The sequence below is a fragment of the Chthoniobacterales bacterium genome (assembly GCA_018883245.1).
GTDB lineage: Bacteria > Verrucomicrobiota > Verrucomicrobiia > Chthoniobacterales > JACTMZ01 > JACTMZ01.
Genome location: VEQL01000021.1, coordinates 33,693 through 49,148, shown reverse-complemented (window position 1 = coordinate 49,148; position 15,456 = coordinate 33,693). Strand labels below are relative to the sequence as shown.

Below are 15,456 nucleotides of genomic sequence, written 5' to 3'. Positions count from 1 at the left end.
GCTCCAGAGGGTCGCGCAGTCGGAGCGGACGGTGTTCTTCGTGCCGGGAGCAAGGGGCAACTTGGTGAGGAACGCACCCAGATCGAGAGTGCCGATGCTGGCAATGGTCTTGTCCGGGAAGGCCTCGGTGAGTTTGCCCAGATTGATCGAAAGGCGGGTGCAATAATTCTCGTCCCGCCCCGCCGCGCGTTTGCTTTCCAACAGGCTTTTGACCGCATCAGTCACGGCCACGCTCGCCGATTGGCGCTTCAAGTGATCGAGCGCAAACTTAATCGCGCGCTGAATTGTCCATCCGTAGCGGCTCAATTCCTCGTGGTCGAAAGCCGATGCGCCTTCATTCTGCCGCTTGGTGCGGGCGATGATCGCCGCGCCCTCGGCTTCGTCTTTGGTCGCGTAGAATTTGCGCTCGCCCCCGGTGGCGGTGCGCGCATCGACCATCCAGCGTTGACGGGATTCGATCCAACGGATAAACGGCCATTGATGCGTCTCGTCCTGCTTTCCGTTGGCTTTGCTTTTGCGGAGTGTTTTCGTCTTCATCAGCGCGATTTATTGGCACTTCGTTGGCACTTTGCAAGCCTTAACAGAGTAGAACAGCTACCTTGACACGGTAGGGGTCACAGGTTCGAACCCTGTATCGCGCACCATCGCGCCAACCGCCGCAGCGAGGCAAGCACTGCAACTGTCTGCTCGCGCAAAGGAGCAGATTCGTTTAGCTTCTCGACGATGAATTTTCCCCGGACAGCCGCATTGCTCTGCCTTGCTGCGTCAACAGTTCACGCAGAGAAACCCGCGGCGCCGCCGCCACCGGTGAGGACCGTGCTGAATGGAGGTTTCGAGCGGTCATTTCAGTCCCCGAATCTCTGGAGCGGCATTGACAAGGATGGAAATCTGGCCGGTTTTCGCACGCAAATGCCGGTTCTGAACGAAAGCGGAAACATAGCCGACACGCCGCTTCCGATTTCTCCCGCCATCGGTGACCTCAATGGGGACAATTTACCGGATATCCTTGCCTCGGATCCCGTCGGCTACATCCGCATTTATTTCAACAGCGGGACGGCGACGGAACCCAAGTTCACCTTCGGGGAACTGACCATGCCCTACCTCGCGCTTCGTGAGGGTCAGCCGCCGTGGACGCTTCCCACATTCGGGGGAGTCGAGGCGGGGCGCTGGGGTTATCTTTGGGTCAACAGGCGCAAAGGTGTGTCTGTTGCCCTCGCGGACAACGGCAACGCCGGGAAACTCGACTTGGTCGCCGGCACCTACAACGGCGAGATATTTCTCATCCCCAATACCGGGAGCGCCAAGGCACCGCTGTTTGCTCAACCACAATCGTTGGCGAAAGCCAATCTGAAACTCACGAAGAACCCGGATTCCCGGTGGGGGAATGTCTTTGCGCCTTTGATGTATGACTGGGACGGCGACAAGAAGCCCGATCTTCTCGTCGGCGAAGGCTCTTACTCAGCCAATAATGTGCACCTTTTTCTGAATTCTGGCACGGCACTGGCCCCGATGTTCAGCGAAGAAAAACGCCAGCCTTTGGCTCTGGGCGAAGGTCGGGAGCAACTGCGCCCGGCTTTGGCCGATGCCAACGGCGACGGCCAACTCGATTTGGTTGTGGCCGACCGGCGCGGACGTCTCACCGCTTATTTGCGGCCGCAAGGGTGGAAATTCGGAGACACGATCAAACCTTCCGGGTATCTGGCGAAGAGCGGCGGCCTCACCCAAGACGAAAACCAGGCGCTGGTTCTTGGCGCGGGAATCCACGCAATAGCTGCGGGCGATCTGAACGGCGACGGGTTATTCGATCTGGTCACGGGAAAGAACACCGGCCGCATGATGTGGCTTGCCAATAAAGGAACGAAGGAGCAGCCGAAGTTCGAAACTCCCGCCGACCTAAAAGGCACCGCGCCGACACCCGGCGTCTGGCTCTTGCCTTCGCAGTGGGACATCGAAGTCGGTCTGATGAAAGGCAATTTTTTCGCCTACGCGAGTTGTGTGGGATCCCAGGAAGACGCCAGCGCGGAACCGCGCGAGGGTTCCAAAGTGCTCAAACTCGGATACGCACCATGTCCCAACAAAGTGATGCCACGGCCGATATGGAGCTCGACGGCGTCCGGAAACACTGGGCAAGCGCCGGACGATGACGCTCTTTTCCGGGCATCCGCCGAGGAGCGCGGGCGGATAAGCCCGCCCAACATTTTTATCATCCGCCAGAGTATCCAATTAGAGATCGGCAAGACATACACATTCAGCTTCCAGGCAAAAGGTGCGAAAGTTTCGAACGAAAAAGTGACCATTGCATGGCGCGGCTACAAAAAACTGGGCGAGGACCGCCTTGTGCGGAAAGAACGCGGGGCCGTGGAAAGGAAAGCGAACGCGATCGCTGAAGCCCGCAACGAATCCTTTGATTTCAGCGCCGGATCCTCATGGGGAACCGTCAACAAGCAGATCAAGGTTGATTTCAAAAACGAGCGCGAGCTGAACAAAGAAAAGCTCACCTCGGAAGGTGTCATCGAAATCATATTCGAACTCATGGCACCCGACGGCGTGCTGTATCTTGATGACATTAAGTTGGTCCCTTCCGCATGAGATCGATCACGAACGAAGCAATGAAAACCCCGACCCCGAAAATACTCGCTGCCACGGCGGCCATGGTCGTCGTGGCTGGCGCAGGTTGCTCGCCGCATGTCTCGCAAAACGCTTCGGGATTGAACATCCGCACGGTTCCGTTCGGACCCACGGTCCAGATCGGCGGGGTGGATGATGACGACGACACGCCCGTCTCGGTGAATGTGGCGCGTCGCCCCGGCCAATCCGTGGTGAAGGTCTCTGAAGATTGAGCCTCGCAGTCGGGGCGAGGTCCCGAAGCGGGCGCGACAAAAGCCACCCGCTTGTTTAATCTCATCCGCTGGTGACGCGAACTGAACGAACAGACAAGCGCCCGGGTTGGAAGAGGGCTGCAGGGGTGCTTTTCTCGGCGCTGTTGACTCTCGCCGCCCTGGTTGCGATCCGCGGTCCGGACACGATCGGCTCGAACATCGCCGAAACAATCGGCGCGTGGAAACTTTCCGGCCCCTCGGCCTGGCATCCGTCCGCGGTCTTTTCAATATTTGCACAGCCGCCTTATTCCCTTTTCGGCCCTCGCGGTTGGCAGAACGCACACGTCGTTGTGGCGTGGGCGTCACTGGTTTGCTGGCTCATGCAACTACCCGACCGCGCGTGGAGGGGGTTGACGCCGCTTGTTCCCGCACTGCTTGCGGTTGTGCTTTCCAGCTCTTCTTCGGGCCTCGCCGGATTCGGCTTGGCAGTGCTGGTTTTGTCGGTCGCACGCTTGGTTGCATTAGGAAAATCCGCACCGCTCAGCGTTGCGGCGATTGTCTGCGCCGCATGGCTGTCTTCTTGGCTGTCACCCGGAGCCCTGCCGGTCGTCGCGGCGCTTCTTCTGGACCTGTCCCGCGTCATGCCACGCCGGCAAATCTTGCTCGCGACCGGCTTGGGCTTTTTGGCCTGCCAACTCACGCCATGGGGAATGTCCGTCTGGTCGAATACACAGATCTTTGCCTGCTGGTCGCCGCAGCCGGATTTGTCCCCGGAGGCGGTCATCGCTCTCTTGGCAAGTCTGGCTTGCCTGCCGCTGGCGTGGCGCTCGCTCGCACAGGACAGGGCCATCGGGGCTGCTGCCGCGCCCTCTTTGCTTTTTCTTTGCTCCACGTTTGGCCAAACCGAGTTTCTCTGGCCGGCGGCACTATTCATGATTCCGTGCTGGGTCCAAGCGAAGGAGCAACTGCGCCGCAGCGGCCTGAACATCCGTTGGTGGATGCAGTCCGCACTGCTTGTTTGCGCGGTCGCGCTTGCATCCGCCACCGCCGCCCGCGCATTGCCTAAGTGGTATAGCTTGGCGATGAGCGACGCGGTTGTCATGCCGACGCTGACAAGGCAGCCCGAGCATGACGGTCCAATTTACATCAACCCGCGCGGACGGGCTCTGGCGCGGTTCGCCGGCCCACTGCCACCGGCGGGTTCCGGGCAAGACGATGCGGCGATGCTCCGGCTCGGACGCGAACCGTCTCTCTGGCGGGAGCAAGACCGCCGCGAGAGATACAAGTCGGTCTGGCTTCTTGGCGAAAAATCCGATTATGCGCCATTGGCCCGACACCTTGGAGAGTCGGCCGATTGGAGGCTGACTGCCGCGGACGCAACGGGAGTTGTTTTTACCCGCGCGCCGCGAACGGGGGAATTTGCCACGGAGCCCGCGCGGCAGGCCGCACGCGAGATGTGGGGCGGCGCGAACAAGTCGGTATTTCTCGCCGGCTCCGCCTTGGCCTGTCTGGCTGCAGGTGCCGTGCCCGAAGCGGACGAACTTTCCGCGGCATCCGTGAAAAGTTCCGACCACTCTGCCGTGGCGGCTGCCGCGCGGGCGCTCGTGCTCGTGTCCGCGGGAGATGTGCGCGAGGCGGTGAAGATGTCCGCACTCGCAACGCAGCTGGATCCTTCGCTTCCGGAGGCATGGGAATCACGCACCGAGGCATTGCTGCACGCGGGGCAATCGGACGACGCCTACGCCTGCGCAAGGCGCCTGATGACTTTGGCGCCGGGCGATGCCGGTGCGTTGTGGCTCGCGGCCCGCGCCGCGAACGCCGCACGCGCATTGCAAAGCGAGGCGGAAATACTCGAAAAACTCGTCGCGTTGACGGAGGGGCGGGGCGGCGATGCGAGCTTCTACCAGCTCTACCTCGGTCAATCCTACGCCAAGCAGGGCTTGGGTCGTCCGGCCTTGCGGGCCTTGGAGAAAGCCGCCGCGGCGCCGGGATTATCCGACAGGCAGCGCGAACAGATCCGCGAAGAAGTCGAGCGCGTCCGCGCGGCGGCGGAGAGGCCGTGACTTCCGTTTCTGCTTAACGCGCGGCAGCCCGCGGCTTACATTTCCGGACGTGAAGAAAAAATCCGCCCGACCCGCCAAATCCGAAATGCGCCGCTACTCGTCCCCCGTTCTCGACGGGCCGGAACGCGCCCCGAGCCGAGCCATGCTCTACGCCGTGGGCTACCGCGAGAGCGATTTTGCCAAGCCGCAGGTCGGCGTCGCCTCCACATGGAGCATGGTCACGCCGTGCAACATGCACATCGACGAACTCGCGCGCGAAGCGGCCGGCGGCATCAACGCCGCCGGAGGCAAAGCGACAATTTTCAACACCATCACGATCTCCGACGGCATATCGATGGGCACCGAGGGGATGAAATACTCGCTCGTTTCGCGCGAAGTAATCGCCGACTCGGTCGAAACCGTGGTCGGGTGCGAAGGGTTCGACGGCTTTGTGGCAATCGGAGGCTGCGACAAAAACATGCCGGGATGCATGATCGCCATTTCACGTCTGAACCGCCCCGCGGTCTTCGTTTATGGCGGCACCATCCTTCCCGGGTGCCTCAACGGACAAAATCTCGACATCGTTTCGGTTTTCGAGGCCGTGGGCAAACGTGCGGCTCATTCCATCGACGACCGTCAGCTGCAAAAAATCGAATCTTGCGCCATCCCCGGAGCGGGATCGTGCGGCGGAATGTATACCGCCAACACCATGGCATCCGCCATTGAAGCCATGGGCATGAGCCTGCCGAACAGTTCGGCGCAGGCCGCTGTCTCCAAACACAAAAAGCAGGATGCCCGTGAAGCGGGCGCGGCGGTTCTCAATCTCCTGCGCCGCGGCATCCGCCCTTCCGACATCATGACGCGCGAAGCCTTCGAGAACGCGATCACGGTCGTCATCGCTCTGGGCGGATCGACAAACGCCGTGCTCCACCTCCTCGCCATGGCCCACGCAGCCAATGTGAAACTCTCGATCGATGACTTCACACGCATCGGAAAGCGCGTCCCTGTGCTTGCCGACCTCAAGCCGAGCGGCAAGTTCGTCGTGTCCGAGTTGGTGGCTATCGGCGGCATCGTGCCGATGATGAAAGAGTTGCTCGCGGCAAAGCTGCTCCATGGCGACTGCCTCACCGTGACCGGCAAGACGCTCAAGCAGAACCTCGCGGCATTCCCGGCCTATCCGAAGGGCCAGAAGATCGTCCGCCCGCTCTCGGATCCGATCAAAAAAAACAGCCACCTTGTCATTCTCTACGGGAATCTGGCTCCGGGTGGTGCGGTCGCGAAAATTTCCGGCAAGGAGGGTGAAAAGTTCCGCGGCAAGGCGCGCGTCTTCGAGTCGGAAGAGAAAGTGCTCGCTGCAATCCTCGACGGCACCGTCAGGAAGGGTGATGTCGTTGTCATTCGCTACGAGGGACCCAAGGGCGGCCCGGGCATGCGCGAAATGCTGGCCCCGACATCGGCCGTGATGGGCAAAGGACTCGGCACGGATGTCGCGCTCATCACCGACGGCCGCTTTTCCGGGGGAACGCACGGCTTTGTCGTCGGCCACATCACCCCCGAGGCATTCGACGGCGGTCCGCTTGCGCTTGTGAAGAACGGCGACACCATCGAGATCGATGCCGTGAAACACACGCTTACATTGGATGTCACCGCCGCAGAACTGAAAAAGCGGCGCGCCAAGTGGAAGCGCCCGGCGCCGCACTACCGCCGGGGAATCCTCGCCAAATACGCGGACCACGTGACCACAGCCTCGCAGGGGGCCGTGACCGACGCGGGGTTCTGATGCTCCGCGCGGTCATTTTCGACTGGGACGGCGTCGTCGTCGATTCCTCCTCTCACCATGAGCGCAGCTGGGAGATCCTTGCTGCAAAACGCGCACTGCCCCTGCCGCCGGGGCACTTCAAGCGGGGCTTCGGAAAAAAGAACAACGTGATCATCCCCGATCTCGGATGGGCCACGGACCCGGCGGAGGTGGACGCCTTGGCGCGCGAGAAGGAGGAAATCTACCGGGCTTTGGTTCGCGAACACGGCATCCATCCCCTCCCCGGAGTGCGCGAACTCTTGGTCTCACTGGAGGCGGAAAAAATCCCCTGCGCTATCGGATCTTCCACCGAGCGCGCAAACCTCGACTTGCTCCTCGACTTGATGGACCTTCGGCGTTTCTTCCGCGTCATCGTCTCGGGCGAGGACGTCACCCACGGCAAGCCCGATCCCTCCATTTTCCTGCTCGCAGCGAAGCGTCTGGGCGTGCCGCCGACCGACTGTGTTGTGATCGAAGATGCGCTCGTCGGTTTGGAGGCGGCCAATCGCGCGGGGATGCCCGTCCTTGCCGTGGCCACGACCGAACCTCTTTCTTCATTGAAAGAGGCCGACAAGGCGGTGGGAAGTCTGGCGGAGGCAAACCCCGCACTTCTGCGCGACATGGCGCAGGCGAAAAAATCCTGACCCAACCGCTTGCACAGCGGCCCGATCAATGGAAAAGTCGGTCATGGCCACTTCGAACGTGATCTCACACCGACTCAAGTTGCACCTCCCTTACCACGGCCCCGCACTGAGAACCATCGCCTGTCTGATCGAGGAGAATCTTGCCTGTCACCCTTCGCCCAACGCCAAGCTCGAAGGTCTCGAGGGCGAGTGGGGACCGGACATCGCCGAGTCTTGGAAGGCGCTGCACGATATCAAGGTTCAGTTGGAGTCAGCCGCCGACCGCGTCGATGCGGCCTGCGAGAGCGCGGACTGCTGAGAGGTCGCCACCCTTTCCGGCTTCACGCGCCTAACTTCCGGGCGTCTTTTGCAACATTGACGCCAGCCTTTTATCGGGTCCGGCGCCCAGCTCGAGAGCCTTTTCGTAGTGACGTTTCGCCAAGGCGATCGAAGGGGGCTTGGCCGTGGCGTAGATGACAGCAAGGTTGAAATGCGCCTCGGCATAGTCCGGCTTCACGGTGATGGCACGGCGCAGGGAACCCTCGGCTTTTCCAAATTGCCCGAGCTGGCTTGAGGCGACCCCGAGGTAATTGAGTGTGATCGGATCGTCGGCGACCACGGTGTTCGCTTTTTCCAGGAGGGCCACCGCATCCTCACTGCGGTTTTGCTCGATCATCACCGCGCCAAGAGTGGTCAGACTGAATGCGTCGTTGGGATCGACCTTGATTGCTTTTTCCAAGGCAAGCTGTGCCGCAGTGAGTTTGCCTTGGCGGAATTGCGCGACACCCAAGTTGGCCAATGCAACCACGTTGTTGGGCTGAAGGTCCGCCAGCTTCTGGTAAAGCTGCTCTGCACGTGCGAAGTTGCCGCGAACAAACTCGTCACGCGCCTCGTTGACGAGTGCGATGGTTTCGGGAGACTGGTCCGCGGCGGCATCGAGCGACTGGGCTGCAGCGGCAGCCTCCGAGCCGGGTGCGGGGGACTGGGCAGACGACTCATCCGGCTGCGCCGGCGCCGTGGCATCGGGCGACTGTCCGTCAACCGCAGCTGATGAATCGGCGGTTTGCAGCTCGCCATCCTGCTTTTGCTCATCCGTCGATTTGTCCGCAGGGGCCACACCGTCAACCTCGGGTTTGAGGACTTCAACGCGGGCCGACATCTTTGCCGCGTCGGCGTCGAGCAGCGTGACCACCGGAGACTTGAGCATCTCCTGCTCGGCGTCGGTGAGCTTGAGCGTGGGTTTGGCAAGTTCGTTGATTTTGTCGTTGAGCGTGTCCGAGCGGATCTCAAGGCGCTCCATCTCCTCTTGGGCGAGCCGGTAGGCCTGCTCGCGGCGCGCCTGTTCCTTGATCTGCCGCATGATGATGCCCCGCAGGATCTCGTTTTCTTCCTGAATAAGCTTGGCTTCGGCGGCGGTGACGTCGCCGAGCTTGACCGCCGCCAAAGCCCCGGTGACTTCGTCATACTGCGCGAGCAATTGGTCGTTCATCGCCTGCAACTCGTCGAAACGATGCCGGTCATCCTTGAGCTTGGTCTGGGCATCGGCCAATTCGGAACGCACCTTGTCGAGGTCGCCCTGCAAGCCTGCGATGACCTGCTCTTTGGCGGAGGCATCGCTTTCCATGCCCGTGATTTTTGCCGCGGCCTCGGTCAGCTTGCTTTCAAGCTGGCGATTGGCCTCGATAAGCTCGGCGTTTTTTTCGAGCGCCGTCTTGGCCTCGGCAACCTGTTTTTCGGCTTCGTCGCGGGCGGCGATCAGCTGCGTCCTTTCGGCCTCCAACTCGGCAACGCGAGCGGTGAGTTGCTGCGCCTCCTGCTTGGCGGTGTCCGCTTGGGCGACCGCCTCGTCGCGCGCCGAAACAAGCGATTCCTTTTCCTTCTCGAGTTCGGCCACGCGCGACTTGGCCTGCTCGGCTTCGGCCTTCAGCGATTCGGCCGCGGCTTGCGCTGTCTGCAAATCGCCGGTCAACGCCTCGATCTGCTTGGCGCTTTCCGCCATGCGTGCTGCGGCTTCCTCTTTGTCAGCCATGGCCGCGGCCAATTTTTCCTCGAGCGCTTTGCCGCCGGACGACGCTGCTCCTCCGCCCTGCTCGGCCTGCTGCAGCCGGAACTGGAGGTCCGTGACGAGGACCTTGGTTTTCTCGAGTTCCATGCTCGCGCCGGTGAACTCGGCCTCGGCGCGGCGCAGTTTTTCTTCGAGTTCGGCCCCGCGGCTTTTTTCCGCCTCGAGTTGCCCGAGCAGTTGACCGGCATCTTCGCCGCCTGCGGGAGCGGCGGCCACCGGTGTATCCGGCGACGCGGGGTCCTCTGTCGAGTCGGCCGAAATGGAAATGCTCGGGGGCGCGGCGCCCGCGGACTTTCGCGGCGGAGCCACCGGCGGAAGAGTGTCCTCCTCACCCGACAAGTCGGGAAGGTCGGGCGGCGGCCCGAGAGTCGGCGAATCCAAGCTACCCTCCAGGCGCACCAGCGCTTCCTGCGTTTTCTTGAGACGGAAGTCCACGACCAGCGGCTGCCAGTCGGGATTTTGCGACTTGAGCTGACCCAACTGGCTCGCCACAAAGCGGAACTTTGCCGCCGCCTCGGACTGCTGGCCATCGCGCTCGAGCCGCTCCGCACGCTGGTATTCCTGGTAAGCGGAAAAAAATATTCCAGCCGGGTCATCCTGCGCCGCCACATCGGCGGCGAGGACCACCGTTGCCGCAAACGCCAAGAGCGACAAAATGCCGGATTTCATGGACCATAACACTTAATTCAGGAGCCGGAAAAATGCAATGGGCGGGCAGGCACGGGAGTTCCGGCCAGTTTGACAGCGGAGGTCGGGGCGGGTAGGTTTCGCGGAGTCGGCTTCTGGATGAAAATCGGGTCCGGCTAATCCCCATGGAGTCCCTGCTCGAAAGGCATGTGTTGGTCCTCAACCGGCTTTGGCAGGCGGTAAACGTCTGCAGCGCACGCCGGGCTTTCACCCTGCTCTACCAAGGCCACGCGCAGGTGGTATGGCGTGATCCGGACAACAATTACCTCACCCACGACTTCGGCAGCTGGCACGACTTTTCAGAAAAGTCACCCGAGGCTGAAATGGTCCAATCGGTGCGCTTCAAGATCCGAGTCCCGACGGTGATCGTCCTCGTCCTTTTCGACCGCTTGCCAAGCAAGGAAGTCAAGTTCACGCGGCAGAACATTTACGAGCGCGACGCGCACACTTGCCAGTATTGCGCCCGCACGCTCGACCGCCACGAACTCAATCTCGACCATGTTTTGCCCAGGCAGAGGGGCGGACAGACCACTTGGGAAAACGTTGTCTGCTCGTGCATTCCCTGCAACACACGCAAAGGCAACCGCCTTCCGCACGAAGCGAACATGATTCTCCTCAAAGAGCCGAAGCGGCCGCGTTGGCGTCCGTTCATCCACCTCACCTACTCGTCTTCAATCCACGACAGTTGGCGGCATTTCGTGGACGTAGGCTGCTGGAATGTGGAACTCGGCGACTGAGACCCTTCCTTTCTTGCCAGCGCGGGCATCGCGATGATAAGAAAAGGACCATGAAATTTCTCCCCGCCCTCGCCGCTCTTGTGGCAACCGCCTCATTGGCCAGCGCCGACATCCAGCAACCGCCTTCCTCCGAATGGGGGCCCACGCGCAAGCTGGGCCGGGGCCTGGGCAACATCTGCTACGGCATCACCGAGTTGCCCGATTCCATGATGTCGGTGAACTACTTCGAGGGAAACTCCGCCGCTTTCAGCTACGGCATCGTCCGCGGTCTGGGCCGCACGCTTGCGCGCCTCGGCTACGGACTCTACGACACTCTTCTTTTCCCTTTCCCGACCTACAAAGGGACGTATGCGCCTCCCTACCGCAGCAACGTGCAGTGGATCTGGAGCGGATATTCGGAATTCCCGCCGGAGTTGCTCTTCGAGACGCGTTACCCATACGTCCGCGACGACCAGCAGGACCCCTGATCTTGTCCCCTCACTCCCGGTGCGGCTTGTAACCGCGCACGAAGCGAGTGCGGAATTCCGAAAAATTTCCCGCCTCCAGCGAGGTGCGCATGCGCTCCATGAGGGCGAGGTAAAAATGCAGGTTGTGAAGCGTGATCAGCCTCAGGCCCAAGATTTCCTCCGCCTTGACGAGATGCCGCACATAAGCACGTGAGAAATTCGCGCAGGCGTAGCATGTGCAACCTTCCTCGATCGGTCCTTCGTCGAGCGTGAAGCACGCATTTTTCAAATTCAGGGTTCCCGAGTCGGTGAATGCCGTTCCGTTGCGCGCCACGCGCGTGGGCAGGACGCAGTCGAACATATCGATCCCGCGCGCCACCATCTCGACCAATTGCGGCGGAGTGCCGAGACCCATGGCGTAGCGCGGCCGGTCGGAAGGAAGCCACGGCACCGAATTCTCCACGGCTTTCATCATCTCTTCCTCAGGTTCCCCCACGCTCACGCCGCCGACAGCGTAGCCGTCCCAATCCATCGCCACCAAATCACGTGCCGACTTCTCCCGCAGGTCCGCGTAGGACGAACCCTGCACGATCCCGAAAAGCAAGGGGCGCGGACCGCTCCGGTCGCGCGACGCCCACCAATCAAGGCATCTCCGCTCCCAGCGCAGTGTCAGGTCGAGGCTGCGCGCGGCCTCTTCGCGGGGACAAGGGTGCGGAGGGCACTCGTCGAAGGCCATGACGATATCCGATCCGAGCGTGTCCTGGATCTCCATTGATGTCTCCGGACCTATGAAGCAGGGCGCACCGTCGAGGTGGTTTTGGAAATGGACGCCCTCCTCGGTGATGCGCCTGAGTTTGGAGAGCGAGAAAACCTGGAACCCGCCGCTGTCAGTGAGAATCGGACCATCCCAACCCATGAAGCGGTGCAGACCGCCGAGTTTGCGGATCACCTCGAGACCGGGACGCACAAAGAGGTGGTAAGTGTTGCCGAGAACGACCTGCGCCCGGAGTTCGTGGAGTTCGCGCGGGCTCACGGCTTTCACCGTGCCCTGCGTTCCCACCGGCATGAACACCGGAGTTTCGATCACTCCCCGACGGGTGCGCAGACGCCCGCGCCGCGCGGCCGATGAGGCGTCCGTCGCCAACACCTCGAAATGTTGTGCGCTCACCGCGAGATTTCCCAAGCCGTGCGCCCGCCGACGATCGTGCGCAGCGCGCGCCCGCGCAATTTCCACCCGTGGAACGGCGTGTTGCGGCCCTTCGTGGCGAACAGTTCCTTGTCCACCACCCACTCACGCGCAGGGTCGAGAATGGTGACATCACCCGGCCTACCAGCGCCCAGCGTCCCGCGATCCAGACCGAGCAATCGCGCGGGATTCACCGTCAGCATCGCAACCATCCGCGGAAGATCAACCGCCCCCGTGCGGTGGAGGAGAATCTCGCAGAACAACCCGACCGCCGTCTCCAGGCCCACGATACCAAAAGGCGCGGCGGCGAATTCGACTTCTTTCTCGTAAACCGTGTGCGGCGCGTGGTCCGTCGCCAGAATGTCGATGGTCCCATCCGCCAAACCGCCAAGCAAGGCGTCGATATCCGTCTGTTCGCGCAGCGGCGGGTTCATTTTGAAATCCGTGCTGTAATCTTTGAGCGATTCATCGGTGAGCGCGATGTGGTGCGGGCAAACCTCGCCGCTGAGGGAAACCCCGCGGGCCCGCGCCTCGCGCATGATGCGCACGCTGCCCGCGGCCGAAAGATGCTGGCAGTGGATGCGCGCACCGGTCAGTTCTGCAAGCATCGCATCGCGCGCGACAATGATCTCCTCCGCCATGCGCGGCCAACCCGGAAGCCCGAGCACCGTGCTCCAGAATCCCTCGTGCATCGCAGCCTCGGCCCCCGCCACCGATGTGTCCTGGCAGTGGTCGAAGAGTGGAAGGTCGAACATGCGGCAGTATTCCGCGGCGCGCCGCATCACTTCATGGTTCTGCACGCACCGCCCATCGTCCGTGACCGCCACGATTCCGGCCGCGGCCATCGCGCCGATCGGCGCGAGTTGTTCACCTTTCGAACCGACCGTGATCGCACCGGTGGGGAAAACATTGACCGCACCCGCCGCCGCGGCGCGCTCCTGCACCCACGCGATAATACCCGGGTGATCGGCAACGGGTTGGGTGTTGGGCATGGCCACGACGCTCGTGAAGCCGCCGGCCGCCGCCGCCCGGGTTCCGGTTTCGATGGTTTCCTTCGCGGATTGCCCCGGTTCCCGAAGGTGGACATGGATATCGATGAATCCTGGACAGACAACGAGGCCCGCCGCGTCAATCTCCTGCGCTCCGGGCGCGGGAACATCGGAAAATTTTCCATCCACAATGAAGACATCGCCCTTGTCGTCGCGTCCTGTGGCCGGATCGATGACACGGCCGCCACGAATGTTCACACACGCGCTCATGCGTCCTCCTTTTGCGCCACCGAAGCGCACAGGTAGAGCACGGCCATGCGCACGGCGAGGCCGTTTGTCACTTGGTCGAGAATCACGCTGTGCGGTCCGTCGGCCACCGCGCCATCCAATTCAGTGCCGCGATGAATCGGCCCCGGATGCATGACCAAAGCCCCGGGTTTGAGTCGCGCGGCACGCGCGGCGTTGAGACCGAAAAGCGCGGCGTATTCGCCCGTCCCGGGGAAATAGCCGGCTTTCTGCCGTTCGTGCTGGATGCGCAGGAGATTGATCACGTCCAAACCGGCAAGCACGTCGTCGAGGCGGTGGGTGATGCGCGCCCCGAGTTTCTCGAATTCGCGCGGCACAAGGGTCGGGGGACCGATGAGCGTGACCTCGGCGCCGAGTTTGGTCAGCGCATGGATATTCGACCGCGCCACACGGCTGAAGCGGATGTCACCCACGATACCGACTTTGACGCCTTCAAGGCGACCGAGGCGTTCGCGTATGGTGAAAACGTCGAGCAATCCCTGAGTCGGGTGTTCGTGGGAGCCGTCGCCCGCGCTGATGACTCCGGCACGAAGTCGATCCGCCAGGAACTGCGGCGCACCGGCGGCAGCGTGCCGCAGGACGATTAGGTCGACAGACAATGCTTCCAAATTTTTCGCAGTGTCCTTGAGACTCTCGCCCTTCGACAAGCTGGAGCTTGTCGCGGTGATATTGACCACGTCGGCACTCAACCGCACCGCCGCCAACTCGAAAGAAGTGCGGGTCCGCGTGCTTGCTTCGACGAAGAGATTCACCAGCGTCTTCCCCCGCAAGCTGGGCACCTTCTTGAGCTTCCTTTGGCCGACACTCTTGAACTCGACTGCCGTATCGAGCACGTGGACGATTTCTTCGGCGGACAGTCCCGCGAGGTCCGTGAGATCTTTGCGATTCCAAGAGGTCACGCGAAAATCCCCTCCTCCCCCTCGTCCGCCCCGGCCAAACGGACCCGCACACGCGCGGACGCCGGCACCGAAAGAACAAGGCCGGTGAAATCGGGGCGCACCGGCAATTCGCGCCCTCCGCGGTCGGCCAGGACGGCGTAAAGAATCCTCTTGGGACGACCGAAGGCCAGAACGGCCTCGATGGCCGCACGTGCCGTGCGGCCGGTCTGCTGCACGTCATCGACAAGCACCACGTTCCAATTTTCAAGATCGACCGGAAGCGTGGTGCCCTTCAGCTCCACCAAACCTCCGCGCAACCCCAAGTCGTCGCGGTGCATCGAGATATCCACCGTGCCGCATCCGCAGTCGACGCCGCGCGCGCGTAGCAAATTTTCCAGTCTTTGCGCCAGCACCGCACCGCGGGTCGGGATGCCCGCGAGAAAAACCGGACCGCGGCCTTGCAACTCCTGCGCGATCGCGTCTGCCACGCGCCCGACGGCCTGACTAATGGCCTCCGCATCGTGAAGCGGGCGAAGGTCGGTCGGTGAAATCATGCCCGGGGAGTCTGCCACAAAGGCTGCCCGCGCGTCAGCACCGCATTCAATTGGCGGATGCGGCGGAACGCTCGTAGCGGGGACGACTGGCGCGCCAGCCGCCGCGATGGCGCATCACCCAGTCGAGAAGGGCTTTCTCAAAGCCGATATCGTGACCGGCCTTCTCGCTCTCGATCCACTTGTGCCGGAGGATCTCTTCTCTTTCCGCGAGAAACTCGCGATACAACATGGAGTTTCTGACGAGGTTATCACCCTCGCCGTGGGGGCTTTTCATGAAGGCATTTGATCGCATGGATCTGCCGCGAGGTCAAGAAACGCGTCTCCGC

15 protein-coding genes and 1 tRNA gene are annotated in these 15,456 nt (G+C 62.0%); 9 read left to right on the top strand and 7 right to left on the bottom strand.

Annotated features, from left to right (window positions below; genetic code table 11):
• A partial coding sequence (locus FGM15_08625) for a hypothetical protein (protein ID MBU3665919.1) occupies positions 1-537 on the bottom strand: 537 nt, incomplete at its 3' end.
• Between the two features lie 33 nt (positions 538-570).
• Between FGM15_08625 and FGM15_08620 the strand changes: the two genes are divergently transcribed.
• The 7 genes from FGM15_08620 to FGM15_08590 all read left to right on the top strand — a co-directional run bounded on the left by FGM15_08620 (position 571) and on the right by FGM15_08590 (position 7,601).
• Positions 571-644, top strand: a tRNA-Ser gene (locus FGM15_08620).
• 79 nt (positions 645-723) lie between these two features.
• On the top strand, positions 724-2,589 hold the full coding sequence (locus FGM15_08615; GenBank protein MBU3665918.1) for a VCBS repeat-containing protein: 1,866 nt from the start codon (positions 724-726) through the stop codon (positions 2,587-2,589).
• Positions 2,586-2,840 carry a hypothetical protein gene (locus FGM15_08610; protein MBU3665917.1) on the top strand — a complete coding sequence of 85 codons (255 nt, stop codon included), beginning with the start codon at positions 2,586-2,588 and terminating at the stop codon, positions 2,838-2,840. The genes FGM15_08615 and FGM15_08610 overlap by 4 nt, the downstream gene beginning before the upstream one ends.
• Positions 2,841-2,983: 143 nt before the next feature.
• Positions 2,984-4,882: a hypothetical protein gene (locus tag FGM15_08605; protein MBU3665916.1), complete on the top strand. Its 1,899-nt coding sequence runs from the start codon at positions 2,984-2,986 to the stop codon at positions 4,880-4,882.
• Positions 4,883-4,967: 85 nt separating this feature from the next.
• Complete coding sequence (gene ilvD, locus FGM15_08600) at positions 4,968-6,641, top strand: dihydroxy-acid dehydratase (GenBank protein MBU3665915.1); 1,674 nt, start codon at positions 4,968-4,970, stop codon at positions 6,639-6,641.
• Complete coding sequence (locus tag FGM15_08595; protein MBU3665914.1) at positions 6,641-7,303, top strand: HAD family phosphatase; 663 nt, start codon at positions 6,641-6,643, stop codon at positions 7,301-7,303. Before ilvD ends, FGM15_08595 begins: the two co-directional genes overlap by 1 nt.
• Before the next feature lie 43 nt (positions 7,304-7,346).
• Entirely contained in the window at positions 7,347-7,601 is a 255-nt protein-coding gene (locus FGM15_08590) for a hypothetical protein (protein MBU3665913.1), read from the top strand.
• A 30-nt stretch (positions 7,602-7,631) separates the two neighbouring features.
• On the opposite strand, the gene FGM15_08585 is transcribed toward FGM15_08590, so the two are convergent.
• Positions 7,632-10,016: a tetratricopeptide repeat protein gene (locus FGM15_08585; protein MBU3665912.1), complete on the bottom strand. Its 2,385-nt coding sequence runs from the start codon at positions 10,014-10,016 to the stop codon at positions 7,632-7,634.
• 143 nt (positions 10,017-10,159) lie between these two features.
• On the opposite strand from FGM15_08585, the gene FGM15_08580 reads away from it, so the two are divergent.
• On the top strand, positions 10,160-10,771 hold the full coding sequence (locus FGM15_08580; protein ID MBU3665911.1) for an HNH endonuclease: 612 nt from the start codon (positions 10,160-10,162) through the stop codon (positions 10,769-10,771).
• 50 nt (positions 10,772-10,821) lie between these two features.
• The gene (locus FGM15_08575; GenBank protein MBU3665910.1) at positions 10,822-11,238 is read left to right on the top strand and encodes an exosortase system-associated protein, TIGR04073 family; all 417 of its coding nucleotides are present in this window, start codon (positions 10,822-10,824) and stop codon (positions 11,236-11,238) included.
• Between the two features lie 10 nt (positions 11,239-11,248).
• Here the strand turns inward: FGM15_08575 and tgt are convergent, their stop codons facing one another.
• Genes tgt through FGM15_08550 form a run of 5 tightly spaced genes read right to left on the bottom strand, consistent with a single transcriptional unit; the run spans position 11,249 to position 15,404 of the window.
• Entirely contained in the window at positions 11,249-12,385 is a 1,137-nt protein-coding gene (gene tgt, locus FGM15_08570) for a tRNA guanosine(34) transglycosylase Tgt (protein MBU3665909.1), read from the bottom strand.
• On the bottom strand, positions 12,382-13,662 hold the full coding sequence (locus FGM15_08565; GenBank protein ID MBU3665908.1) for a dihydroorotase: 1,281 nt from the start codon (positions 13,660-13,662) through the stop codon (positions 12,382-12,384). Before FGM15_08565 ends, tgt begins: the two co-directional genes overlap by 4 nt.
• Positions 13,659-14,597 carry an aspartate carbamoyltransferase catalytic subunit gene (locus tag FGM15_08560; GenBank protein ID MBU3665907.1) on the bottom strand — a complete coding sequence of 313 codons (939 nt, stop codon included), beginning with the start codon at positions 14,595-14,597 and terminating at the stop codon, positions 13,659-13,661. The genes FGM15_08565 and FGM15_08560 overlap by 4 nt, the downstream gene beginning before the upstream one ends.
• Positions 14,594-15,130, bottom strand: a complete 537-nt coding sequence (pyrR, locus tag FGM15_08555; protein MBU3665906.1) for a bifunctional pyr operon transcriptional regulator/uracil phosphoribosyltransferase PyrR — start codon at positions 15,128-15,130, stop codon at positions 14,594-14,596. The genes FGM15_08560 and pyrR overlap by 4 nt, the downstream gene beginning before the upstream one ends.
• A 46-nt stretch (positions 15,131-15,176) precedes the next feature.
• Positions 15,177-15,404, bottom strand: a complete 228-nt coding sequence (locus tag FGM15_08550; protein MBU3665905.1) for a hypothetical protein — start codon at positions 15,402-15,404, stop codon at positions 15,177-15,179.
• Between the last annotated feature and the right edge of the window lie 52 nt (positions 15,405-15,456).

What these genes read in the sequence shown, in the direction of transcription:
- FGM15_08590 (MBU3665913.1), top strand. Translation starts at nt 7,347, where the DNA reads ATGGCCACTTCGAACGTGATCTCACACCGACTCAAGTTGCACCTCCCT.
- FGM15_08610 (MBU3665917.1), top strand. Translation starts at nt 2,586, where the DNA reads ATGAGATCGATCACGAACGAAGCAATGAAAACCCCGACCCCGAAAATA.
- FGM15_08580 (MBU3665911.1), top strand. Translation starts at nt 10,160, where the DNA reads ATGGAGTCCCTGCTCGAAAGGCATGTGTTGGTCCTCAACCGGCTTTGG.
- FGM15_08615 (MBU3665918.1), top strand. Translation starts at nt 724, where the DNA reads ATGAATTTTCCCCGGACAGCCGCATTGCTCTGCCTTGCTGCGTCAACA.
- pyrR (MBU3665906.1), bottom strand. Translation starts at nt 15,130, where the DNA reads ATGATTTCACCGACCGACCTTCGCCCGCTTCACGATGCGGAGGCCATT.
- FGM15_08595 (MBU3665914.1), top strand. Translation starts at nt 6,641, where the DNA reads ATGCTCCGCGCGGTCATTTTCGACTGGGACGGCGTCGTCGTCGATTCC.
- FGM15_08565 (MBU3665908.1), bottom strand. Translation starts at nt 13,662, where the DNA reads ATGAGCGCGTGTGTGAACATTCGTGGCGGCCGTGTCATCGATCCGGCC.
- ilvD (MBU3665915.1), top strand. Translation starts at nt 4,968, where the DNA reads ATGCGCCGCTACTCGTCCCCCGTTCTCGACGGGCCGGAACGCGCCCCG.
- FGM15_08585 (MBU3665912.1), bottom strand. Translation starts at nt 10,016, where the DNA reads ATGAAATCCGGCATTTTGTCGCTCTTGGCGTTTGCGGCAACGGTGGTC.
- FGM15_08575 (MBU3665910.1), top strand. Translation starts at nt 10,822, where the DNA reads ATGAAATTTCTCCCCGCCCTCGCCGCTCTTGTGGCAACCGCCTCATTG.
- FGM15_08550 (MBU3665905.1), bottom strand. Translation starts at nt 15,404, where the DNA reads ATGAAAAGCCCCCACGGCGAGGGTGATAACCTCGTCAGAAACTCCATG.